Origin of the sequence: Limnohabitans sp. T6-5, from assembly GCF_003063315.1 — a bacterium.
Taxonomy (GTDB): domain Bacteria; phylum Pseudomonadota; class Gammaproteobacteria; order Burkholderiales; family Burkholderiaceae_C; genus Limnohabitans_A.
In genome coordinates this window covers 38,703-63,227 of sequence record NZ_NERV01000006.1, presented here as the reverse complement: position 1 = coordinate 63,227, position 24,525 = coordinate 38,703, and the positions used below count along the sequence as shown (strand labels likewise).

Below are 24,525 nucleotides of genomic sequence, written 5' to 3'. Positions count from 1 at the left end.
ACCCTCCCTTGCCCTTCATGACCACTTCTGCCTCGCACACCGATCACTCCCCCCATGTCCGCAGCCACTCCCCCTGGCTGATCGCCAATTTGCTGGCGCAAATCTCATTCGGGCTGCTGGCCATGACCCTGTGCCTGCCTTCCATGCAGGAATGGGGCGCCATCTTTGCCACCGACCAGGCCCATGTGCAGCTGACCTTCAGTGGCTACGTGGTGGCCTATGGGGGCTTGCAGTTGATCTACGGCCCCCTGTCCGACCGGCATGGCCGCAAGGCCATCCTGCTTGTGGGTTTGTTGATTGCAGGCGTGGCCTCTGGACTGGCCGTGTTCGCGAGCGACATCCGCTGGCTCACGGCCGCACGCATTTTGCAAGGCGCAGGCAGCGCAGCCAGCATGGTGGTCGGTCGCTCACTGGTGCAAGACCTGTTTCAGGGGCACCAGCGCACCCGGGTCATGGCTTATGTGGGCATGTCACTGGGCCTGATTCCACCTCTGGCCACCTTGCTCGGCGGGCAAATCCATGTGCGCTTGGGCTGGCAGGCCAACTTTGTGCTCCTGGCTGTGCTTGCTCCGCTGCTGGCCATCGCCGCCTGGCAAGGCCTGCCTGCCAGCAAGCCCCACGAAGCCAGCGACAGCCACTGGTTACGCGCCATGCTCAGCGCCTACCACCGCCTCATGCACGAGCCGCGTTTCTTGCTCTATGTGGTCATCCTCGCCGCCACCACGGCCACCTTCTACGTGTTCCTGGGCGGCGCGCCCATCGTGCTCAAAGGCTATGGCATTGGCCCCGACGGCATTGGCTGGTTCATCATGGCCGTGCCCATCTCCTACATCGTGGGCAACTTCATGACCTCACGCTGGATTCAACGCATGGGTGAGCGCCGCATGATGAACGCAGGCCAGACGTTCACCATTTTGGGCCTGGTGATCATGCTGGCCTTGGGCTTGGCAGGTTTCAAAAACCCACTGGCGGTGGCGCTGCCCTTGCTGCTGCTGGGCTTCGGTCATGGCCTGCTGAACCCGCCTGCGCTGGCGGGCACGGTGGGCGTGGTGCCTGCGCTGGCAGGCTCGGCCGCTGCGGTGGCCGGCCTGATGCAACAACTCACCGGAGCCACCGGCGGCTACCTGGTCGGACTCGTCAGCCACGAAGGCGCGGTCAACCTGGGCTGGATGATGCTTGCCTTCAGCCTGCTGGCTGTGTGTGCGCAGTGGGTGTTGCACCGGCGTTGATAGCCCACCCGCTCATGCGCCCACACGCGCTTGCTGCAAGGCATTTGTGCGACGCCACAGATGTGCTTTGTGGGAGCCCGCCCTGCTGACGATTAGGCGCTTGCGGTATGAATGTTTTTTGACGGGCAAGCCCTTACCAAATGCCCTTCATTCCAGCCGCATTCTCAAGCGGCCAACAACTCTTCCCGCAAAAGATAGGGTTTCACCAGAACATCCGCTGGTAATTCAAGCTGCGCGACCAAGCGGCGGATCATTTCGAGCGTCAATGGGCGCGTTCTGTTCAGGATGTCGGCGACACGGCCACGTGGCCCAATCATGGGCTCCAGATCTTTGCGGCTCAGACCACGACTTTCCATGACGTGTTCAATCAACTCAATAGGGTCTGGATCAGCGATCGGGAAGTGTGTTTTCTCGTAATGTTCCACCAGCAAAGTGAGGACATCCAAGCGATCGGCTTGCGCAGATTTGGCGGGGGCAGACCAAAGTTGCTCGATTTCATCCAAGGCGGCCTTGTATTCTTTTTTGTTGTGAATGGTACGGATTTCCATGGGGTACTCCTTTAAACAGTCAACACATCAATTTTGTCGTATTGCACGTGCGTGCCCACAAACTTCACAAACAACAATCCTTTGTCATAGCGCACCAGCACCACCAATCGGTAGTCATTGCCCTTGATGTTGAACACCACCCGATTGTTGGCGGTAAAGCTGGCATTTCTGTAGGCCTCTTTGATGTCAGCTGGCGACGTCCATTGGGCCCTGCTGGCCAGCGCGTACCAAGCCTTTAAGGGTGTTTGCGCATCAGGATGCTTAGTCAAAAAAGCACGAAGAGTAGATATCGCAACGATTCTCATGTTTTATGATGATACCAAATTGGTATCAACGTAAAAAAGCAGCCATGACATACATCTATTTGTGTTGATTGAACTCGCTGACCTTGGTCGTGGATCAACAGCAAACTTTGCCAAGAATTCAAGCCCCTTCTCGCGCCGCCTGCAGCGCCTCGCGCAGCACCTTCAAATCGCCGATGTGGTTGGCCAGCAGCAAGATCAGGCGGGCGTTGAGCGCCTCGCTTTGTTCGTCGCTCAGGCCGTTGTGGGCGTCGATCAGGTTTTCATAGAAGTCGTCACCGGGCGAAAAATCGCGGAAAAATCGGCGGCCTGCTTCATGAAAATTCGGCTGTGTGATCAGCGCAGAAACGTCAGCGCTGGTGCTGTTCGTGCCCGTGTTCATGCCCGTGTTCGTGCCCGTGTTCGTGCTTGTGTTCATGCTCATGTTCATCCTCCTCAAGCCTGGCCGATAGCGCGTTGCAATGCCTTGGCAATCGCCGGTGCCGACCAGGCACGCCAGCGGGCCACCACATGCTGATCTGGACGCAGCAGGTAAGTGGTGCCAGGTTGTGCGTCGTAGCGTTTGGCCATCCAGCCTTGCGCGTCCACCAGCACCTGGACACCGTCCACCTGCAAAGGCGTGGCCGAGACCAGCAAGGTGTCCACCGGCACAGGCCCCTGGCGCAGGGCCTGCATCGCGGCCAGCGTCTGGGCATCGGGCGCGGCATCGACAAACAGCAGTGCGGCGAAGCCCTTGCCGACCTGATCGAGCAGCCAGGCGTCCTGCCCAGCCAACTGGATCGGCGCATCGTCCATGGGCGCGCCCGGCACCATGTTCCCGTCGAACACATCGGCATCGGGCGTGTTGAGCACCGAGCTGGTCAGGAAGGATGGCACCGACAAGCGGCCTGAATTGACCAGCTTGCGCGCAAACGGGTGGTGCTTGGCCAGCGCCAGCACCTGGTTGCGGAAAGTGCGGCTGGTGCGGCTCTTGGGTGTGATGAAGTCGGTCGAGCGCGTCGAGTTCATGATGTTCTCGTCGGCCGCAAACTGGCGGTCCATCGCGTAGGTGTCGAGCAGCTTTTCGCTGGCTTGGCCCTTGATCACCAGGCCCAGCTTCCACATCAAATCGTCCGCATCCTGAAAACCCGAGTTGGCCCCGCGTGCGCCAAAGGGCGAAACCTGGTGCGCCGCATCGCCCACAAACAGCACACGGCCATGGCGGAAGTCGGTCATGCGGCGGCACTGGAAGGTGTAGATGCTGACCCACTCCAGCTCAAACGGGCGCTCGTCGCCCAGCATGGCTTTCAGGCGCGGGATGACTTTTTCGGGCTTCTTTTCTTCTTCGGGGTCGGCGTCCCAGCCGAGCTGAAAGTCGATGCGCCAGACGTTGTTGCTCTGCTTGTGCAGCAGCACGCTCTGGTTGGGGTGGAACGGCGGGTCAAACCAAAACCAGCGCTCGGCCGGGTAGTCGGCCTTCATGATCACGTCGGCGATCAAAAAGCGGTCCTGGAACACGCGACCTTCGATGTCCAGGCCCAAATGGCGGCGGATCGGGCTGCGTGCGCCATCGGCCACCACCAGCCAGTCGGCCTCGATGTCAAACGTCCCGTCGGGCGTTTCCACCGTCAGCGTGGCGTGGTCGTCGTGCGGAGAGACCGCAGTCACCTTGTGCTGCCAACGGATGTCGGCGCCCAGCGCCAACGCACGGGCAATCAGCATTTCCTCGATGTGGTACTGCTGCAAATTGATCATGCCCGGGCGTTTGTGACCCGCGTCGGGCACCAGGTTGAACTGGTACACCTCGTCCTCTTCCAAAAAGGTGCGGCCGATGTTCCAGCTCACGCCCAAGCCGCAGGCCTCGTCGGCAATGCCCAGGCGGTCCAGAATTTCGAGCGAGCGTTTGGCGTAGCACACCGCCCGCGAACCGACCGACACGGTCTTGTCGTCGTCCAGCACCAGCACATCGAGGCCCTGCAAGCGGGCATCAATGGCTGCGGCCAGGCCCACCGGCCCCGCGCCAATCACGATCAGCGGCTTGCGCTGCGGCGGCGTCGACATCAAGTCAGCAGGCCCCTTGTAGGGATAAATCGGGTTGACGTAAGCACCCATGCACGGTCTCCGGTCTGATGAAAAAGCACCCTCGGGTGCAACGGGTCATAATTTACTATAGATAAACGAATTTACCAATGCGTAATTTTATACGACTGTTGTGCGAGGTCGACGAAGCCCGTGTACCTGTAGGTCGGTACTCGAAGAGTCCGACATATTCCTGATTGACCAACATCGCCCACGCGAGCGCCACAGACGAATCAACCCTCTGTCGGGGTCTTCGACCACCGACCTACAAGACAGCAGCTTGCCCATAGCGCAGGCATATCCTCGCAGGTCGGTACGCGAAGAGTCCGATGTTTTCCCTGATCACTCCCGTTGCCGCTATGCTTGCAACCTGTCTTTTGTATGACAAGTTCATGACTCAAAACTTCACCCCCGTCACCAGTGGCGCCCGACTGTCAGACCAGGTGGCTGAGCAACTGGCCGCCGAAATCCGGCAAGGCCGCCTCGTGCCCGGTGACAAGTTGCCCACCGAAGCGCGACTGGTCGAACAATTCGAAGTCAGCCGCACCGTGGTGCGCGAAGCCGTCTCGCGCCTCAAATCCCTGGGCCTGGTCGACTCGCGACAGGGCAGCGGCGTGTTTGTGACACCGCAACAGCCGTTTGCACCGCTCCATTTCGAAGCCCGCCATGCCGCATCCAAAGACGCCGTGGTGCAAATGGTCGAAGTGCGCCGGGCACTCGAAGCCGAAGTCGCCGCACTGGCCGCCGAAAGACGCAGCGCCAGCGACCTGCGCGCCATCCGCCAAGCCGTCAACGCGCTGGATGCCGCCGTGCAAGCCGGGGGCAACGGCGTGGCCGAAGACATGCAATTTCACCGCGCCATTGCCGACGCGGCGCGCAACCCCTTTCTGATCCAGACCCTCGAATACTTGAGCCAGTTCCTGCACGGCGCCACCCAGGTCACGCGTGCCAATGAAGCGCGGCGCGTGGACTTTGCCGCCGAAGTGCAAAGCGAACACCAGGCCATCTTGCAAGCGGTCGAAGCCGGTCACCCCGCCAGCGCCCGCCAAGCCGCCGCCACCCACATGGGCAACGCCATCACCCGCATCCAGCAAGCCGACCCGGCCTTCTGGCAACAAGAAGGCGAACGATTGGCGCAACCGCTGATCAAGGGTTTGCGCCAATAAGCTGTTTGTGCGCGGGCGTTGGGCGTTGGGCGTTGGGCGTTGGGCGTTGGGCGTTGGGCGTCGGGCGCACTAGGTCGGTGGCTTCAGCCCCGACATGGCGCTTGTGCCGAAGCCAACAGCGCCAGAGCCAAAGCCACCCCCCTCATTCGGCCTTGATGTTGGCGGATTTGACGACGGCGCCGTAACGGGCCAGGTCGCGCTGGATTTCTTGGCCAAATTTTTCGGCCGTACCGGGTGTAGCCGCGATGCCCATGCCGTTCAGGCGTTCGCGCACGGCGGCGTCGGCCAACACGGCGTTGAGTTCGGTGTTCAGTTTGTCGAGCACCGCCTTGGGCGTTTTGGCCGGGGCCAGCAAGCCCACCCAGGAATTGATCTCAAAATCAGGCACACCGTTTTCGATGAAGGTCGGCACGTCGGGCAATGAAGATGACCGCTGCGCGCTGGACACCGCCACCGCATGCAACTTGCCCGACTTGACGTGCGAAATCGCGCCCGCAATCGCGGTGTAGACCAGCGGAATGTTGCCGCCCAGCACATCGGTCATGGCCTGACCACCGCCCTTGTAGGGGATGTGCGTCAAGTTGGCCCCCGTGCGCTGCTTGAGCAACTCGCCCGCAATGTGCGGCGTGCCACCCGTGCCTGATGTGCCATAAGACAAACCGCCCGCCTGGGTTTTGGACAAGGCGATCACGTCCTTCAGGCTCTTGGCGGGCACAGCGGGGTGCGACACCAAAATCAGCACCGCATCGCCAATCTTCCCAATCGGCGCAAAGTCTTTGAGCGTGTCAAAACCCACCTTGGGAAACACATGCGGGTTGATGACCAGGGTGCCATCAAAGCCCAGCAGCAAGGTGTAGCCATCGGGCTCGGCCGCGGCCACCATTTGCGTGCCGATGTTGCCCGAAGCACCTGGCTTGTTGTCCACCACCACCTGCTGTCCCAGGCGCTTGGACAGTTGCTCGGCAATCAGCCGCCCGCTGGTGTCGGTCACGCCACCGGGGGTGAAGGGCACCACCAGCCGGATCGGTTTGTTGGGGTAGGCGCTTTGCGCTGCGGATATGCCTGTGCCCAGTGCCAAGCTTGCGCTCAGCAGAGTGGTCAACCACTGGCGGCGGGGTGATGATTTCAATGGGGTCATGCTTGTCTCCTAAGGGTTGGATGGTTCTGGCACGCTGAAGTCTTCAAGGGTCAAGGATGCTTCACCCTCACGACCCGTTCAAGCGCGTGTGGCCCGCTGGCTCTTGTCGGGGCTGAAGCCGCCGACCTACGGGGGAATGGGTGTTCGCAGGTCGGTGACAACAGAGGCGACATTTCGAGCTTTGGCACAGGCTGCATGGCGGGGCTGAAGCCGCCGACCCACGGGCGGACAGTGCGACAAATCACTCGGTTTCGGCGTAGCGCTTTTCAAACGCCCACACATCTTCAAAACCCATGAGCTTGGTCAGGTCGGCAAAGTCATACAGCGCCGTTGGGCCATTGGCCGAAGAGCCCGTGTCCTTGAACTGCTGGTACACCTGCGTCATGGCCTGCACACCGGCCAACAAGGCGGTGACGGGGAAGATGGCGATCTTGTAACCCAGCGCTTCCAGCTCTGGCCGGGTCAGCACCGGGGTGCGGCCCTTCTCCACCATATTGGCGACCAAAGGCACATCAAAGCTCTGGCCAATGCGGCGCATCTCTTCTTCGGACTCGGGCGACTCGACAAACAAAATGTCTGCCCCCGCTTTGGCATACGCCTCAGCCCGGCGCAACGCTTCATCCAGACCCAGCGTGGTGCGGGCGTCGGTTCGGGCGATGATCAAAAAGTCTTTGGATTCGCGCGAGTCCACTGCCACCTGGATCTTGCGCACCATGTCGGCCATGGGGATGACGCGGCGCCCCGGCGTGTGGCCGCATTTTTTGGGGAACTCCTGGTCTTCGAGCTGGATGGCGCAAGCGCCAGCCGCCTCATAGCCCCGGACGGTGTGGCGCATGTTGAGCAAGCCGCCATAGCCCGTGTCGGCATCGGCAATCAGGGGCGTACGCGCCATGCCCGCCATGGCCGTCACGCGGCCCACCATGTCGCTGTAGGTGGCCAAGCCCGCATCGGGCAAACCCATGTGCGAAGCCACGGTGCCGTAGCCGGTCATGTACAGCGCATCAAAACCAAAGCTGTCGGCCAGGCGCAAAGACACCATGTCAAACACACCCGGTGCGACCACCAGGCCGGGTTGATTCAAACGCGCACGCAAGGCAGAGGTTTTTGTGTTCATGAAGGCACTGCTTTCCAAAAGGATGTTCAAATCTGCGGCTCAATTTCCTCATTTCAGCAGAAGAGAACACCATGGACCTGCACCTAAGCGACAAACATGTGTTGATCACCGGCGGCAGCAAAGGCATTGGCCTGGCCTGTGCCCACGCCTTCTTGCAAGAGGGCGCCAAAGTGAGCCTGGTCTCGCGAGACATCGCCAACCTGAACGCCGCACGCGCCCAGCTGCAAGCCACCTTCCCTGCCGAACGCATCCACACCGTGGCCGCCAATTTGCGTGATGCGCAAGCGGCCGCCGCTGCACTCGAATCAGCGCAAGCCACCTTCGGCCCCGTTGACGTGCTCGTCAACTCTGCCGGTGCCGCCAAGCGCACGCCCGCGCCCGAGCTGACGCCCGACGCCTGGGCCGACGCCATGCAGGCCAAATACTTCACCTACATCCACATGATCGACCCCACCATCAAAGGCATGGCCGCACGAGGACAAGGCGCTGTGGTCAACGTGGTCGGCAACGGCGGCAAAGTCGCCAGCCCCATCCACCTGCCCGGCGGCGCAGCCAATGCAGCATTGATGCTGGCCAGCGCTGGCCTGGCCGCCGCCTACGGCCCGCAAGGTATCCGCGTCAACGCCATCAACCCCGGCCTGACGCGCACCGACCGCCTCAAGGAAGGCATGGCCGCAGACGCCCGCAACCAAGGCATCAGCAGCGAACAAGCCATGAGCCAGGCCGTTGCCAAAATCCCCCTGGGCCGCATGGCCGAGCCCGAAGAAGTCGCCAATGCCGTGCTCTTTCTGGCCTCGTCCAAAGCCAGTTACGTCACCGGCATTTGCTTGAGCATGGACGGCGCGCTCAACCCCATCGTGGTTTGAGCGACAGACAGGGGGCGAGCCCTGTGTGAAGCTGGAACTCGGCCATTCATTTGTCATTCAACATCGCCACGCATGACCCACTCACAACCCCATCGCCTGCTGCGCACCATGGGCTACGGCCTGATCACGGTCCTGCTGACCATGGCCGCCAGCCTGGCGGCGGCTCAGCCCGAAAAAGCCCCCTTGCAAACTGTGACCTCGGTGGACGTGCCGCGCTACATGGGCACCTGGCACGAGATCGCCAAGTACCCCAACTGGTTCCAGAAAAAATGCGCCAGCAGCACACAAGCCACTTACAGCCTGCAAAACAACGGCAGCGTGCAAGTGCTCAACCGCTGCAAAACCGACAAAGGTGAATGGACAGAGGCCCTGGGTGAAGCCCGCCAAATCGGCGGCCCCAACGCACCCACCCTGCAAGTGCGCTTTGCCCCGGCCTGGCTGTCCTTCATCCCGCTGGTCTGGGGCAATTACTGGATCATCGACCTCGACCCGCAATACCAATGGGTGGTCGTGAGCGAACCGCAACGCGAATACCTGTGGATCTTGTCGCGCACACCGCAGCTGCCTGAGGACACCCACCAAATGCTGCTCGCCAAACTCCGCACCCAAGGCTTCGACCTGAACCGCCTCGAACGCAGCCCACCTTAAACGCATTGCCTTAGCCTTCGCAGCAACGTCGGACTCTCCGAGTACCGACCTTTGAAATCACGGCAGCACCATCGACATGCCGCCTTGTAGGTCGGCGGTCGAAGACCCCGACATGGGCATGCTTACCCCTGATGCCCATATCGGGCACAAATGGTCGATTTACCCACGTCGGACTCTCCGAGTACCGACCTACGATTTCACGGCACCATCGACGACATGGGCGCCTGCCGCCATGTAGGTCGGCGGTCGAAGACCCCGACATGGGCATGCATACCCCTGTTGCCCAAATCGAGCGCAGATGGTCGATTTGCCCACGTCGGACTCTTCGAGCACCGACGTGCGAAATCACGGCATCATCGACGACATGGGCGCCTGCCGCCTTGTAGGTCGGCGGTCGAAGACCCCGACATGGGCATGCATACCCCTGATGCGCATATCGGGGACAAATGGTCGATTTACCCACGTCGGACTCTTCGAATACCGACCTGCTAAATCACCGCACTTGAATCGTCTCCAGGTATTTCAGCAATGACACGATGCGGTTGCGGGCGGACCATTCGGCGGTGACTGAGGAATCGCCGGGCTGGCCCATGGCGCGGGCTTTGAACTCTTGACCCCAGACCGGCATTTCACGCGAACCGTGCGGCCCTGTATCGCCCGACCAGCGTCCATCAATCACTTCCCACACCATCTCTTCTGGAAACTTGCCTCCGTTGCGCCTGGCAATGGTGGTCAGGTCCGAAGGGGGTTTGATCAGAAAGGACTGCACCGGGCCATCGCCCTTGCCCGTGGCGCCATGGCAACTGGCGCAATTGTCCTTGTAATCAGCGCGCCCCAAAGCCGCAGAAGTTTGCGCCCACGATGACGACGTGACCGCCAAAATACTGGCGATCAAGGCTTGACTCATAGGGGGGTGTTTCATGGAATAGCTCCAAAATGAGTGAAGCACTCATCTTCGAAAAAACACCCACTCGCCTCAGTACGCCAGCGCGCACAAATCAATCAATCTGACAGCTTGATTGATTTGTCTTCATCGGCACTCAATTGAGGGTGCCACCGCTGATGTGCAGGTCGCCCAAGCCCTGCTGTTGAGCCTTCACCAGCAAAGTCAGCGCATGCGACACACCGGCTTGCTGCACCTCCAGCGCCATGCTCGGCATTGCAGGCCCGGGCCAAGTGGCCGCCTGAATGGGTAGCAACGGCAAGTGCATGAAACCGCTGCACACACCCCGCCCGTCCAACGCATGCTGCAAGGCATAAAACACCTGATTGCAAACAAAGGTGCCCGCCGTTTGCGACACCGAAGACGGGAACCCTGCCGCCTTCAACCCGGCCACCAAAGTCTTGATGGGCAAGGTGCTGAAGTAAGCCACTGGAGCGCCGGAGACAACAGGCACATCAATCGGCTGATCACCAGCGTTGTCGGCAATGCGTGCATCCATGACATTGATCGCCACACGCTCCACCGACAAATCGCTGCGCCCCTCAGCCTGACCCAGCGCCAGCACGATGTGGGGCCGCAAGTCGCTCAAGGCGACGTTGAGCGTTGTTGCGGCTTGTGCAAACACGCAAGGCAACTGCACCGCCGACACCCGCGCACCCAAGATATCGGCGCCCTGCAAGGCCCGCGCCACCTCCCAGGAAGGATTGACGCTTTGGCCTCCAAATGGCTCAAAACCGGTCAACAAAATCCGAACAGTTGCATCGCGGGACATGGCATGCCTTTCATGAAATATGAATGCAGATCATGCCCGATGACGGGCCAGGCGTTTGGGGTGATTTCGCATGTCGGCACTCGCAGAGTCCGACATGGGCAAATTGACCATTTGCGCTCGATAGGGGCAGCAGCGGCAAGCGAACCCACGTCGGGGTCTTCGACCGCCGACCTACGAGGGGGCATGGGCGCTGTCGTCAGAGGTGACGAGAGGCATGGGTGCTGTCGTCGGTGTTGGTGTGAATTTGTAGGTCGGCACTCGCAGAGTCCGACATGGGCAAATTGACCATTTGCGCTCGATAGGGGCAGCAGCGGCAAGCGAACCCATGTCGGGGTCTTCGACCGCCGACCTACGAGTACCGCTGACCCATCGCCCATCCCGGCCATTTACCCCACGTCGGGGTCTTCGACCGCCGACCTACAAGACCATGATGTTTTGTAGGTCGGTACTCGAAGAGTCCGACATTGCCAAACGACCTGGCTGGTTTTATTTGCTCTTGCAGAACTGCGTCCACATGCTGCGCAAGGCTTTTTCCATGTCGCGGGTGTAGGTGTCGACGTTCCAGGCGGGCAGGGCCAGTTGACGCTCGCGCAAGCCTTGTTTGAGCTTGAGCAAGGCCTTGCGGTCTTTGGCCATGCGGGCAGCAATCTTCACGTACTCGGCATCGTCTTTGGCCACCCACTCAGGCAGCGCGGCGGCGCGCATGAAGCTGGCACCCATGCGCGAGACAAAGTTGTTGCCTTCCTTGACCACCACCGGCACGCCCATCCACATGGCTTGCAGCGTGGTCGTGCCGCCGTTGTAGGGCACAGGGTCGAGGGCGATGTCCACGTCGGCGTACTCGGCCATCATGTCGGTCAAGCCGACCGGGCCACGGAACTCCAGGCGCGAAGCGTCGATGCCCTCTTTCTCGAAACGTTCGCTGAACACCTTGATGGCTGACTCGTCCTTGAAGCTCGGTGCCTTGAGCAGCAATCGCGAATCGGGCACTGCCTTGAGCACCGACGACCACAGCTTGATGGTGTGCGGCGTGAGCTTGGGCACGTTGTTGAACGAGCCAAAAGTCAAGGGACGCTGGGCATGTGTTTCGTTGTACTGCGGATAGGGGTAAGTGGCCTCGGGCGCATAGCAAAACACCGTGTTGGGCAAACGCATGACCTGCTCGGTACACAAGGCCTCGGCACCCTTGGGCACAACGACCGAATCGGCCAGCATCCAGTCGATGTTGGGCACACCGGTGGAGCCGGGATAACCCAAAAATGTCGCCTGCACCGGCGCCACGCGCTGCGCATACATGGCCACACGTTGCAAAGAGGTGTGACCGGCCAGGTCCATCACGATGTCGATGCCATCGGCCTCGATGCGGCGCACCAATTGCACCTCGGTCAGCGTCGCACACGCCACCCAATGGTCCGCACGCTTGCGCGCCAGTTGGGTCTGGTCATCGTGCGAGACACCCGTGTGGTAAATCGTCACTTCAAACTGCTGCTTGTCTAAACGTGCCAACACCGGCTGCATGAAAATATTCACTGGATGCTGGTGGTGGAAATCACCACTGATCAGGCCCAGCTTCAAACGTTTGTTCGGATTGCGCTCGTTCTTGAAAGAGCTGGCTGCACGCGCCCCCTCACCCAAAGCGGCAAACAACTCGCGGTGCAACGTAGCCACTTCTTCGGCCGTCATCGCATCGCTGTACAGCGAACTCATGGCCGCACTGGAACGCATCGGCGAACGCGGCCCTTCCATATCAGACAACTCGCGGTACAAGCGCATGGCCGTGTCCACATCGCCCAGACGCCCCGCCACCGAAGCGCGCATCGACTTGGCGCCCGGCTGCGGTGCCAGCGACTCGGCCTTGGCCAAAGCCTCCATGGCCTCTTCCATCATCCAGCTCTCGGCATACGAGTGCGCCAGATTCCAATACGCCGTGGCGCTGTCCGGGTGCAACTCCACATTGCGCTTGAGCACCTCTTGCGCCTCGACCCACAAATTGTTTTGAAACGACTGCGCCGCCAAACGCGACAACACCGCCTCGGACGTGGCCACCGAAGCACGCTCAAACGCACGGTGCGCCTCTGCATGCAAGCCCAGGCGCATCAAAATCTCGCCCAAATCAATCTGCACATCGGCACGCTCGTTCACATCCGGCTCTGGCTTTTCAATCCGCATCATGCCCAGCGTCTGGCGCAGCGATTCCAGCGCACGCGACGTGTCGCCGCGCTCCAGGCGATAACGCCCCATCAAGCGGTGCACCTGGCGAATGCCGCCAGCCTTGTCTGCGGCCAAGGGCAAAGCGCGGTGGTACTGCACCGCAGCCTCTTCAAAGCGGCCGGCATCTTCCAGCTCACGCGCCAGCGACAGCAAACCTTCCCAACGGTCTGGCGCCGCGATCACGGCACGCTGATAACTGATCAAGGCTTGCGCCGGAATGCCCAACTGGCGGCACAAATGCCCCGCTTCCAGCCACGCCGTGAAATGGTTCGGATTGGCCTTGAGGATCTGCGCAAACAACTCACGCGCCTGCTTGGGATCGTTCATGCGCACCGAACAACGTGCCAACTGCAAAGCCGCAGGCTCCATCGTCGGGTCACGCTGCAAAGCTTCTTGCAAAGCCCTTTGCGCCTCAGGCAACTGGCCCGCATCCATGAGCGCATTGCCCAGATTGAAAAACACCACACCGGGTGCGCCCGGCATGGCAGCGGCTTGCTGGTACACCTGCACCGCCTCTGCGTTCTTGCCCTCTTGGCGCAGCTTCACACCTTGCTCGACCAATGCGGTCAACTCTTTCGGAATCACATCCGTGATCTCTTGGTTCATGTCATTCACTCCTTGATAGGTTCTTGATTAAACGATTGGAAAAAATATCGGGTCGATGCCACGCATCACAAACAAGCCATCCACTGCACCAGGTGTTCTTTGGGCAAAAACACATGGTCGCGGGCGCGGTCATTGGGCACCACCTGCTGCTCGGCCTGCAGCCAGGGCGCCTGCGGTTTCATCGCAAAATGCACATAGTCAAAACGCTCTACCAGACCTTGCCAAAAGCGCACATCCGTGCCCTGCAAAATCTCGCACACCAGCGCCGGGCGCCAGTGATGCAGCACCTGCATGGCACCGGTCAACACCTCGGACTCGGCCGTCTCTACATCAATCTTCATCAGCAAAGGCGGCTGTCCTGGTGACATGCCCTGCGTCAAGCTCGGCATCAAGTCATCGAGCTTGCGCACCGGCACCGGCCGCTGGCCCGAATGCTGACTGCGAAACTTCGGATTGAGCGATGCCGACGTCTCCACCAAACCATGTTCGGTCGTGGGCATGAACAACAAGCCCTCGCCTGCCTGCGCGCCCAGCGCCACCTGATGCAGCGTGATGCGATCGGACAACTCCGACATGGACACATTGGCCTTCAACACCTCCACAATTTCCGTGACCGGCTCGAAGGCATGCACATGACGTGCGCCGCAAGCGGCGGCCAGCAAACTGTAAAAACCCGTGTTCGCGCCGACATCAATCATCAAAGGCTGCAAGGCACTGCACCAGCGCGCCACCAGATCAGGCAGCGGCGCCTCATAGGCTTGCCAGCCGTCGCGTTGCATCTGCTGCGCCACCTGATCGCGGCCACCGCAAGAATCCATCCAAAAGCGCGCAGACGCATCGGAGCGCACCAGCGTGCTCGGCACATCAGCCTGGATCAAATGGTTAATTCGCATGCGCTTCTCCTGCAGGCTGGGTCAACATGAAACTTTGAGACTGATCGCCCAGCAAAGCAAGCCAAGCCAACTCCAGCTCCTGCTCAAAACGCGACTCGGTAAAGCGCGACACCGTGGCCTGACCATTGAGCACACGCATCTGCGCATCCTCAGCGGGCAACTCAAGCGCCTTGGCCACCGCATGGGCAAAGCCCTCGAGATCGCCATCGGGCACCCAAAAACCGTTGTCCGGCGTGGCGTACTCTTGTCCGCCCTGCCCGTCAAAACCACACACCAGCGAACCGGCGGCCATGGCTTCCAGAGGCGGCAAACCCAGGCCCTCATACTGGCTCAAACTTGCAAACACCTGCGACTCGCCCAGCACCTGCGCCACTTGCGGACGCGCCATGTTGCTGATCTCCACCCACGGCACATCGGCCATGTGCGGGTACAAATTGCTGAAAATCTGACGCAACAGCATCGCATCCACCGGCCGCTTGCGTGGCATGAACGCCACCTGCCGCTTCTTCGGCTTGTCCGCCATCTGCGCAAACACCGGCAACACATAAGGCCGCACCACCTGCCAATCGAGCGTGGTGCCCAAACGCGTCAACATCTGCGCCGTGAAGCGGCTGCAACACAGCCCGCCCAACATGCCATAGGCATTGAGCGCCTGCATCGAGGTGAAACTCTGGTACGTGTAATACGGGTTCTGGTTGTGCATCACCTTGCGACAAGGCAGCGCTGCAAACTTCTCCCAGGCCGCAGGCGGCGTGATCTCGGGCAGCACCAACACATCGTCGGGCTGAAACAACATCGACTCGCCCAGCTGCACCATCGGCACCGCATAGGGTCGGCTGGGCACCGCCACCTTGGAGCCGTCATCGAGCAGCGCAAAAGCCCGCCACCCCTTGCGCCGCAAAGCCGCCACATGCTGAAAATTCACCAACTCGCCCCCGGCAGCCACCGGCAAGCGACAAGCGTAATAAATCGTCGGCTTCATCTTTGAAACCCTCTCTTTGCAAACCGTGTCATAAAAACCTCTTCATCCAACGTCATCACCCTGCAAACAGCCCGACTCCGTCGTTTTTGTCCATAAATTGACATAAAACGCAAAATCAAAGGAATTTTTAGAAAACCAAATTGGCTGTCTTTTTTGGTGATTAAATTAATTTGATCCTGAAGATATCGATAAATACGTCAAGAAAAAACCCCCAATTGGGTAATAGTGGTGGAAGTTTTTTTGAAGACGGTACAGAGTTTGATCGGCGCGATTGTTTGCGCGGTGGTGATGCATCACGCACATGTCGGACTCTTCGAGTGCCGACCTACAAGTGAGGTGCCGACATTTCGGGCAATGGTGTTTTGTAGGTCGGTGGTCGAAGACCCCGACATTGGTTTGGCCAGCGTTGATCGCCAGCAGGGCTGGCTCCTACGGGGGGAGGACGCGCGGTATTCGTAGGTCGGTGGTCGCAGACCCCGACGTTGGTGGTTAAACAGCCAACGTCGGACTCTTCGAGTGCCGACCTACGCAGACCAAAACGCGTACCCATACACCCCCACAACGCACCCCAATCCGAAGATCGGGGTGAGCCTCGTTGCCTTTACACCTGGCTCACCAGCAGGTGGTCGTCGATCAGCAGTTGGGCTGCTGAGGTGTTGTGGTTGTAGGCAACGTAGGTGTGGCCATTGGCGACGACGTTGGTGGCGTCAGCGGTCCAGTTGGTGAGGTCGGACAGGACCAGTTTGTCGCCGGTGTCGCCGTCGACCATCAGCTGGTTTTTGGACACTGTCGTGGCCAGGCCGCTGGTGGTGTTGCTGGCGTTGAACACGTTTGAGCTGGTGGCGTGTTGCAGGATGTCGGTCAGGTTCAGCTTGAACGTGTTATCACCGCTGCCGGTCAGGTCCACCTTTTCGATGTTTTGCACCGCTGTGGTGGCCACCGCTGTCAGGTCCAGGACCAGGCCTGTGCCGTCGAGCTTGATCGTGTCGATGCCCGCGCCGCCATCGATGCGCTCGATGTTCTGGCTCGTGCCCGACTTGCCCAGCTGCGCCACGTTGTCCGCGTTCAGCACGAAGATGTCGTCACCTCGGCCGCCATACAGCACGTCTGCGCCGCCTGCGCCGACCAAGGTGTCGTTGCCGTCACCGGCCACCAGCTGGTTGGCACCGCTGGTGCCTGTCAACGTATCGGCACCGGTGGTGCCGATGGCGTCGCCATTGCTGACCTGGAAGGTCATGTCGTTCAAGCGGTTCACACCACCAAACACCACGCGACCAATACCCGCTTGTGAACGTGTACCGGTGCTTGGCGTGTCGGTGTAAGCCATCACCAAAATGTCGGCAAAACCGTCACCGTTCACATCGCCCGCAGCGGTCGATGTGTAACCTGCAGCGGGTGAACCCGATGGGCCGTCGATGCGGAAGCCTTCGGACGGTGCCAGGTTGTTCAGCGTCAGGGCCGATGTGCTGGTGCGGCCAAAGACCACATAGTCACCGCCCACGGCAGAGCCGTTGATGCTCAGCGTGTGGTCAGCCACCACCATGTCGGCCAGGCCGTCACCGTTGAAGTCACCAATGGCGTCCACGTCGTACAGATAGCCTGCGCTGGTCGCTGAATTACCGGCGTTGATGATGAAGCCCCCACTGCCTGCTGTCAAAGCAGCGACGTTAACTGGGCTTGTATCGGTCTTGCCAAACAACACAAAGGCGCGCGTATCCTTGTCGTTGAAGATCATGTCTTCCAAGCCGTCGCCGTTGATGTCACCTGCATTGGTGCCAAAGAACGCGGTGTTACCACCGGTCAGACCGTTGATGGCAAAGCCACGGCCATTGCCTGCAGTGTTGAGGGACGTGGCGTTGACGCCCGTCAGGTTAGAGCCACCGAAATAGACGTAACTGGTCGTGGCTACAGTGCCGTTGTACCCAAACAAGACAAAGTCGTTGTAGCCGTCACCGTTGAAATCCCCACTCATGGTGGCGACCTGACCACCGGAGAGACCGGACGCTGGCGTGATGAAGAAGCCATTGCTGGCCGTGCCGGCGGCAGAATATGCGGGCAGGGTCATGTTGCTCAAGCCAGAGCCGCCGTAAAGCAAGAAGTTGCCCGAGGTTGCGGTATCGGATAAGTTGAACAAGATGTCGTCATAGCCATCGCCGTTGACGTCGCCCACCACGCTGGGGGAAACCAACAGGTTGTTAGACCCGGCACCGGCGGCGTAGGTGATCTTGAAGCCAGAACTGGCCGCCAAAGCAGTCAAGGCAACTTTGCCTATGCTGGCGGTGCTGCCGTACACCACATAGGCGGAGGTGCCGCCGACCATCACGACAATGTCGTTCAAGCCGTCACCGTTGATATCGCCTGCACGGGTGCTGGTAGGGGCTCCGCCGGTCAAGATGAAGCCATCGGTGTTTCCTGCAACGCTCATGGAGGACAACTCCACCGTCGCCAAGCCAGGACGACCGTACACCACGTAGCGCGTTGTTCCGGTTTCAGAAATCATCACGTCGTCGTAACCGTCGCCGTTCACGTCACCGACGTTTACAGCACCTGTTGGCAAACCGCTGTAGCCGATTTTTTCGCTGGCTCCCGCGCCGTTGATGGCGAAGCCTGCGCTCAAGGCGGTCAAGTCGCCCAGCGGCAAGTCATAAGCCCAGGTCACGTTCACCGTGGCCGCTGGCGATGTGTTGCCCGAGGCCACACTGGTCACCGTCGCCGTCACCGGCACCGTGCCAAAAGCCTGGCTGTCGATGGTGCTGAAAGGCACCGTGATGTCCACAAACTTGTTGGTGGTGATGTCGGCCGCTGTCAGCGTATAGCTGCTGAGCGTCACACCGCCCCAGGTCACGGTCAAGGTGTCGCCTGCGACCGGCGGCACCGTGCCCCCCATGGGCAACTGCACACGCATGATGGTGCCGCTGTTGGCACTGGCCACCGCTTCGCTGTAGTACAGGTGTTGGTCAATCACCGCGCCTGTGGTCGTGGCCGCAGTGACTTGCTTGTCGTAATAAGCCTCGGGGATACCGGTGAGCGCGCTGGTATTGGCCGCACCTGTCGCCGCCCAAGCCACGTTGTTGATGGTTGGTGCAGTCGGCAAAATGAAGTTCACCGCAATCGCTTGCGGATCACCTGCAGAAATCGTGGTCGTGCCGTCCAGCAAAGTCACCGATGCGGGCACATCGCCGCTGGCGCCCACGGCCGTCACGGCCGTCAGCGTGGCCAAAGGCACGGGCACGTTGGCCGTGCCTGCGGCAATGTCAGCGGCTGTCAGTGTGTAGCTGATGGTCTGGCCGCCGTAGTTCAGCTGCAGCGTGTTGCCAGCCACTGCACCGGTGCTGGCCAGGCTGATGGCCACCGGTGTGTTGCCGTCGCTGTTGGCTTCGGGAATGTTCAAGGCGCTGGCCAACTCGTTGGCACTCGTCAAAATGCTTGGCGACAAGTGAACCTTCACGCTGCCCTCCACCAGCACCTGGGCCATGGCCTTGGTCTGGTCTTCCAGCACGGTGTACGTCTTGCCGTTGTTCTGAACGGTGCCCACGCTGGCCCATGAACCACTCAGGTACAAGTCGCTGTTGGCCGTGCCATCCACCACCACTTGCGCGCCGGTGTTGACCGCACCCCAGTTGGCGGGGCCGCCGGTGGCTGTGGCTGTCCAGCCTGTGGTTGTGTTGAACGGGTTGTTCTTCTCGGACAAAGTCAGCACATCCAGCACGCCCATCTTGAGCGCTGCGCCCGTGCCGGTCATGTTGAAGCGCTCGATGCTCTGAATCGCCACATTGCTGATGGCCTTCAGGTCCAGCACACCCTCGAACTCGAGGGTGTCCACACCGTTGCCGCCGTCAATGCGCGCAATCGCTTGGGTGGTGTTGCCCGTGTTGGTGCCCAGCGCCGTGATGTTGCTCGCGTTGATGACGATGGTGTCGTCACCGCGTCCGCCGTACAGCACGTCCGCACCGCCTGCGCCCACCAGCGTGTCGTTGCCGTCACCGGCCACGATCTGGTTGTTGCCTGCTGTGCCCGTCAGGGTGTCTGCTGCGCTGGTGCCCACCGCGTCGCCATTGCTGACCTGGAAGGTGGTCGCGTTCAGGCGGCTCAGGCCACCAAAAATCACGCGGGTGATACCGGCATCGGCACGGGCCGGGTTGATCGGGTCGGCCGTGTTGGCCGTGATCACCAAGTCCGCAAAACCGTCGCCGTTGATGTCGCCACCCGCAGAGATGGATTCACCGGTGGCATCGCTGGCGCAAATGCCGTCGATGCGGAAGCCCTCAGACGCGGCCAGAGCGCTGAGCTGCAAGCCCGAGGTGCCCGTGCGGCCATAAATCAGGTAGGCCCCACCCGATGCCACGCCGTTGACCGACAAGTTGCTGTTGGAGACCAACATGTCGGCCATGCCGTCGCCATTGAAGTCGCCCACCACATCGGTGTCCCAGTTCGAGCCTGGGGCCATGATGCGGAAGCCGCCACTGCCTGCGGCCAGTGCGGTCAGGCTGGTATTGTTGAAATCGGTCTTGCCGAACACCACAAACGTCTGCGTGCCTGGATCGGCCGAGCTGCCGGAGTTGAAGATCAAGTCAGACAAGCCGTCGCCGTTGATGTCGCCCATGTTCATGGACGTGACCGAATAGTGTTGCGTCATGCCCGTGATGGCAAACCCGCGAGACGTGCCCGCCACAGACAGCGACGAAGCGTTGAAGCCCGTCGGGTTGGGGCCACCAAAGATGACATCGACCTCACCCAAACCAGCGGTGCTGATGTACAGCGAACGCATGGCGATGTCGGTGTAACCGTCACCGTTGAAGTCGCCCGAGATCGGGGGAATCACACCCCCCAAAGCCGTGCCCGTGTCAGACGTGATGAAGAAGCCCGAGCTGTAGGTGCCCGACATCACTGTGGGGAGGGTGATGTTGGACGTGCTGGAGCTGCCATACATCACATAGTTGGGCTGCGCGCTGAAGCCCGTGCCGAACTTCATCAAGACATCGTCGTAGCCGTCGCCGTTCACGTCGCCAATCACGCTGGCGTTTTCCAGCGCTGCCGATGTGGTGATGGTGTAGCCGTTGCTGGGCGCAAAGTTGCTGAACGCCACCGTGCCAGGGCTGGACGTCTTGCCCAGAACCACATAGGCCGTGGTCGATGCGCTGTTGAGCACCACGTCGTTCAAACCGTCACCGTTGATGTCGCCAGCCGTGGAGACAAACGAACCGTTGAGGCCGCTGACGATGAAACCATTGGAGTTGCCAGCGGTCTGCAAGGTCGACAGTTCGAGGTTGTTCACGCCCGAGTGGCCATACACCACATACAGCGAGTTGTTGGCGCCTGCCACGCCGTCGCGAACGGCGAAGTCGTCGTAGCCGTCACCGTTGACGTCGCCCAGATTGACCACGCCCGCACTCTGGCTGCTCACACCGGTCTTGTCGCTGGCCGCACGGCCATTGATGTTGAAGCCGCCGCCCACGGTGTTGATCGTGTCCAGACCCAGGTCATACGTCCAGTCCACATTCAAGGATGGGGCATTGGCCGTGTTGCCGCTGACACCGCTGGTCAGCTGCACACCCACCACGACCGTGCCAAAGGCCTGGCTGTCGATGGTGGCAAAGGGCACGGTGATGTCCACATACTTGGCCGTGATGTCGGCGGCTGTCAGCGTGTAGCTGCTCAGCGTCTGGTCACCCCAGACCAAGGTGAGCTTGTCACCCGCCAAAGCCGGGTTGGTGGCACCCACCACACCCGCTGTGGGCAACTGCACCCGCACGATGGTGCCTGCGTCGGCGGTGTTTTGCACCTCGCTGTAATACAGCTTGTTGTCCAGCGTGGCGCTGGTGATGCTGGCAAACGGCGTGGCGTGCTTGTCGAAGTTGGCTTCGGGAATACCGTCCATCGTGCTGGTGGCCGTGGCCGACCAGGTGGTGGCGCTGATGGTCGGGGCATTGGGCTGAACAAAGTTCACCGCCACAGGCAGCGTGTCAGAGGCCGAGATGGCGGTTGTGCCGTCCAACAGCGTCACGCCCACACCCACGTTGCCGGCGGTGCCCAGGGCGGTCACGGTGGTCAGTGTGGCCGTGGGCACGGGCACATTGGCCGTGCCTGCGGCAATGTCGGCCGCCGTCAGCGTGTAGCTGATGGTCTGGCCGCCCCAGTTCAGCTGCAGCGTGTTGCCTGCCACCGCACCGGTGCTGGCCAGGCTGATGGCCACCGGTGTGTTGCCGTCGCTGTTGGCTTCGGACAGGGTCAGGCCGCTGGCCAATTCGTTGAGGTTGGTCAGCGGTGTGGGGGCCAAGATCAACTTCACATCGTTGTAGACGATGACCTGGGCATTGCCCGTGGCGCTTTGCAGCACTTTGTAGATCTTGCCGCTGTTTTCCACGGTGCCGATGTTGTTCCAGGTGGCACCCAGCGACAGGGTGTTGGTGTTGTCGCCGTCAACGACCACTTGCGCATAGCTGTTGATGGCGCCCCAGTTGGTGGCGCCGCCGGTGGCGCTGGCCACCCAGCCGGTGGTGGTGTTGAAGTTGTTGTTCTCGCTGGCCAGGTCGATCACGTCGAGCTTGCTCATCTTCAGCGTGTTGCTTCTGCCGTTCAGGTCAAAGCGATCGATGTCGTCGATGGCCGCGTTGCGGATGACGCTCAGGTCCAGGTTGGCGTTATCCAGACGGATGGTGTCGATGCCGTTGCCACCGTCGATGCGGGCCACCGCCTGTGCGGCGTTGCCTGCGTTGCGGGCCAGCATGGCCACGTTGTCGGCATTGAGCACGAACACGTCGTTGCCCTTGCCGCCATACAGCACATCGGCGCCACCGCCACCGATCAGGGTGTCGTTGCCGTCACCCGCAATCAGCTGGTTGTTGCCACTGGTGCCGGTCAGGGTGTCGGCGGCTGTGGTGCCGATGATGTCGCCGTTGCTGGCTTGAATGACCGCGCTGGAGACTTCAGAGAAGCCACCAAACACGACGTAGGTCTGTCCTTCCAGAATGGCATCTGTCGTGTCTGGATCTGCGAACGCCACGCCCACCATCAGGTCGGCAAAGCCGTCACCGTTCACATCGCCTGCGGCGGTGATCATGGATGTCGACGGGAAGTTGTTTTTAATGAGCGGCTTGACTTCGTTGGCAATCGGCACGAACTGATTGATGTTGGGCACCGTCAAATTGACTGCGCTGCTGCCCGTTTGGCCAAACACGATGTAAGAGTGACCCCGTGAGGTGTTCACGGCCATGTCGTCCAGGCCGTCGCCGTTCATGTCGCCCACGTTGGACAAGAAGCCCATGTAGCCGTCCAATGCTGACGAGCCCTTGACCACAAAGCCTGCGCTGCTGGTGCCTGCGGCAATGGCGCTGGCGCTGACGGAGCTGCCATCGGCCTTGCCAAACACCACCACGGCACGGTCGTATTCGGTGATGGACACGTCGTCCAGACCGTCGCCGTTGACGTCACCCAGAATCTGGATTTTGGGTGTCTGGTCAACGCCTGCGGGGTCCAGGCCCTGCACAGCATCGGTGATCTTGAAGCCACTGGTGTTGCCAGCTGCCGACAAGGAAGACATGCTCAGTGTGGTGCCATTGGCTTTGCCAAACACCACATAGGCCGAGCCTGCCGCAGCGCCGGTGGTGCCTGCCACCACCAGATCGGCCAGACCGTCGCCGTTGACGTCGCCGCCACCGCCCACAGAACCGGCAGTCTCTGGACCGTTGCCGTTGATGAAGAAGCCGTTGGTCATCGACGTGGGGTTGGTGCTCATGTGTGGCAACACCACGTTGGGCGTGTTGGTGCCCGTGGTGCCAAACATCACGAAGGCACGGCCATTGGTCGTGTCGTTGGCCCAGTTTTCACCCACGATGAAGTCGTTGATGCCGTCACCGTTGACGTCACCTGCATCGAACATGCCGATGTTGGAAGGCAAACCATAACCACCAAAACGTGGCTGGCTGTATTGTGTGGCGCCTGCGTAGGTGTAGTTGTTATCGCCCAACTCGGCACGCGTGTTGGCATCGGTGAGCATGAAGCCCTGGCTGACGGCGGTGCCGCCTTCGATCTTGCTGACGTCGACCACCGAACCATCGGTGCGGCCGTAGACCACAAACACGCGGTTGCCACCGCCGTCGGGGTTGACCGCCGATTTGGCCATGGTCAGCATGATGTCGTTCAGGCCGTCACCGTTGAAGTCGGTACTGGCCGAGTTGTAGTACAGACGGCCCATATAGCCTGGGCTGGAAATGGCAAAGCCCTGTGTGGTGCTGCCTGCGTCCAGTGTGGACAACTCGACCTTGTTGGTGCCGGTGTGGCCATAGACCACATAGGATTTGTAGTTGGCGCTGTCGGTGACCAGCACGTCATCCAGGCCGTCGCCGTTGAGGTCACCCACGCTGACCACCGTGCCGCCCGCGGCGTCAAACTGGTTGTTGGCTGCGTTGGTGGTGCCAGCAGAGCCGCCGCCGTTCATGACGTAACCATACGTCGGTGTGGTGGGATCACCCGGCATAGCCAGTGGCAAGTCAAAGGCGAAGTTGACATCGACCTTGGCCAGTGCTGATGCGGTGCCGGTAGCCGTGACGATTTGTGCCGAGACCGAAGCGATGCCGTAGCCCTGGCTGCGGATGGTGGCCTCGGGCACGGTGAAGTCCACGTATTTGGCTGTGATGTCAGCGGCCGTGAGGACATGGCTAATGGGTGTGGCCGTGCCCCAGTCCAGCAGTACGCTGTCACCCGCTTTGGGTGGCACCGCGCCTGCCATGGGCAGCTGCACACGCATGACGGTGCCCGTGCCAAAGACTTCGGAGTTGTAGAGCGCGCTGTCCACTGCCGCTGAGGGTGTGGTCGCGGGCATGGTGGCAGTCTGAAGCGCGTAGTTGGCCTCAGGAATACCCGTCAGGTCGCTGGTGCTGCCTGCGCCGGTAGCGGCCCAGGCGGTGGCGCTGATGGTGGGCGCGGTGGGCGCCATGATCAGCTCTTTGGTGCTGATGTCAGTGCGCGTGACGGTGCCGCCCGCGCCGTTGGACACGGTGGTGGTCACGTCCACGTTGTAGGTGCCTGCGCCTGGCAGTGCGGGCACGCC

16 protein-coding genes (1 of these 16 cut by a window edge) are annotated in these 24,525 nt (G+C 60.9%); 4 read left to right on the top strand and 12 right to left on the bottom strand.

Going from position 1 to position 24,525, the window contains the following annotated elements; translation table 11 throughout:
* The first annotated feature begins 17 nt into the window (after window positions 1–17).
* Entirely contained in the window at window positions 18–1,229 is a 1,212-nt protein-coding gene (locus B9Z51_RS17920) for a multidrug effflux MFS transporter (RefSeq protein ID WP_108376534.1), read from the top strand.
* A gap of 164 nt (window positions 1,230–1,393) precedes the next feature.
* On the opposite strand, the gene B9Z51_RS17915 is transcribed toward B9Z51_RS17920, so the two are convergent.
* The 4 genes from B9Z51_RS17915 to B9Z51_RS17900 all read right to left on the bottom strand — a co-directional run bounded on the left by B9Z51_RS17915 (window position 1,394) and on the right by B9Z51_RS17900 (window position 4,170).
* A complete protein-coding gene (locus tag B9Z51_RS17915) occupies window positions 1,394–1,777 on the bottom strand; it encodes a type II toxin-antitoxin system HigA family antitoxin (RefSeq protein WP_108376533.1) in 384 nt (127 codons plus the stop codon).
* A gap of 11 nt (window positions 1,778–1,788) precedes the next feature.
* Window positions 1,789–2,082 (bottom strand): type II toxin-antitoxin system HigB family toxin, encoded by a 294-nt coding sequence (locus B9Z51_RS17910; protein WP_108376532.1) that lies wholly within the window; start codon window positions 2,080–2,082, stop codon window positions 1,789–1,791.
* 118 nt (window positions 2,083–2,200) lie between these two features.
* A complete protein-coding gene (locus tag B9Z51_RS17905) occupies window positions 2,201–2,461 on the bottom strand; it encodes a DUF2783 domain-containing protein (protein WP_108376531.1) in 261 nt (86 codons plus the stop codon).
* 53 nt (window positions 2,462–2,514) lie between these two features.
* Window positions 2,515–4,170 carry an FAD-dependent oxidoreductase gene (locus B9Z51_RS17900; protein WP_108376530.1) on the bottom strand — a complete coding sequence of 552 codons (1,656 nt, stop codon included), beginning with the start codon at window positions 4,168–4,170 and terminating at the stop codon, window positions 2,515–2,517.
* Between the two features lie 359 nt (window positions 4,171–4,529).
* Here B9Z51_RS17900 and B9Z51_RS17895 point away from each other — a divergent pair, with 359 nt between their 5' ends.
* Window positions 4,530–5,303, top strand: coding sequence for a FadR/GntR family transcriptional regulator (locus B9Z51_RS17895; protein ID WP_108376529.1), 774 nt, complete (start codon window positions 4,530–4,532; stop codon window positions 5,301–5,303).
* A gap of 142 nt (window positions 5,304–5,445) precedes the next feature.
* On the opposite strand, the gene B9Z51_RS17890 is transcribed toward B9Z51_RS17895, so the two are convergent.
* Both B9Z51_RS17890 and B9Z51_RS17885 read right to left on the bottom strand, forming a co-directional pair.
* Window positions 5,446–6,441, bottom strand: coding sequence for a tripartite tricarboxylate transporter substrate binding protein (locus B9Z51_RS17890; protein ID WP_108376528.1), 996 nt, complete (start codon window positions 6,439–6,441; stop codon window positions 5,446–5,448).
* A 241-nt stretch (window positions 6,442–6,682) separates the two neighbouring features.
* Window positions 6,683–7,555, bottom strand: coding sequence for an oxaloacetate decarboxylase (locus tag B9Z51_RS17885; protein WP_108376567.1), 873 nt, complete (start codon window positions 7,553–7,555; stop codon window positions 6,683–6,685).
* A 71-nt stretch (window positions 7,556–7,626) separates the two neighbouring features.
* Here B9Z51_RS17885 and B9Z51_RS17880 point away from each other — a divergent pair, with 71 nt between their 5' ends.
* Together B9Z51_RS17880 and B9Z51_RS17875 are read left to right on the top strand one after the other, a co-directional pair.
* On the top strand, window positions 7,627–8,421 hold the full coding sequence (locus tag B9Z51_RS17880; protein ID WP_108376527.1) for an SDR family oxidoreductase: 795 nt from the start codon (window positions 7,627–7,629) through the stop codon (window positions 8,419–8,421).
* A 72-nt stretch (window positions 8,422–8,493) separates the two neighbouring features.
* Entirely contained in the window at window positions 8,494–9,069 is a 576-nt protein-coding gene (locus tag B9Z51_RS17875) for a lipocalin family protein (protein WP_369959567.1), read from the top strand.
* A gap of 493 nt (window positions 9,070–9,562) precedes the next feature.
* On the opposite strand, the gene B9Z51_RS17870 is transcribed toward B9Z51_RS17875, so the two are convergent.
* The 6 genes from B9Z51_RS17870 to B9Z51_RS19025 all read right to left on the bottom strand — a co-directional run.
* Window positions 9,563–9,991: a c-type cytochrome gene (locus tag B9Z51_RS17870; RefSeq protein WP_108376526.1), complete on the bottom strand. Its 429-nt coding sequence runs from the start codon at window positions 9,989–9,991 to the stop codon at window positions 9,563–9,565.
* A gap of 118 nt (window positions 9,992–10,109) precedes the next feature.
* Window positions 10,110–10,784, bottom strand: a complete 675-nt coding sequence (gene pcp, locus B9Z51_RS17865) for a pyroglutamyl-peptidase I (protein WP_108376525.1) — start codon at window positions 10,782–10,784, stop codon at window positions 10,110–10,112.
* 486 nt (window positions 10,785–11,270) lie between these two features.
* Window positions 11,271–13,601 (bottom strand): tetratricopeptide repeat protein, encoded by a 2,331-nt coding sequence (locus tag B9Z51_RS17860; RefSeq protein ID WP_108376524.1) that lies wholly within the window; start codon window positions 13,599–13,601, stop codon window positions 11,271–11,273.
* Window positions 13,602–13,666: 65 nt separating this feature from the next.
* Window positions 13,667–14,494, bottom strand: coding sequence for an FkbM family methyltransferase (locus B9Z51_RS17855; RefSeq protein ID WP_108376523.1), 828 nt, complete (start codon window positions 14,492–14,494; stop codon window positions 13,667–13,669).
* Entirely contained in the window at window positions 14,484–15,476 is a 993-nt protein-coding gene (locus tag B9Z51_RS17850; RefSeq protein ID WP_108376522.1) for a glycosyltransferase, read from the bottom strand. Before B9Z51_RS17850 ends, B9Z51_RS17855 begins: the two co-directional genes overlap by 11 nt.
* 601 nt (window positions 15,477–16,077) lie before the next feature.
* Window positions 16,078–24,525 carry the final stretch of an Ig-like domain-containing protein gene (locus B9Z51_RS19025; protein ID WP_108376520.1) on the bottom strand. The gene runs 20,961 nt beyond the window's last position, so only the last 8,448 of its 29,409 coding nucleotides appear in the window; its start codon lies beyond the right edge, outside the window; it ends in the stop codon at window positions 16,078–16,080.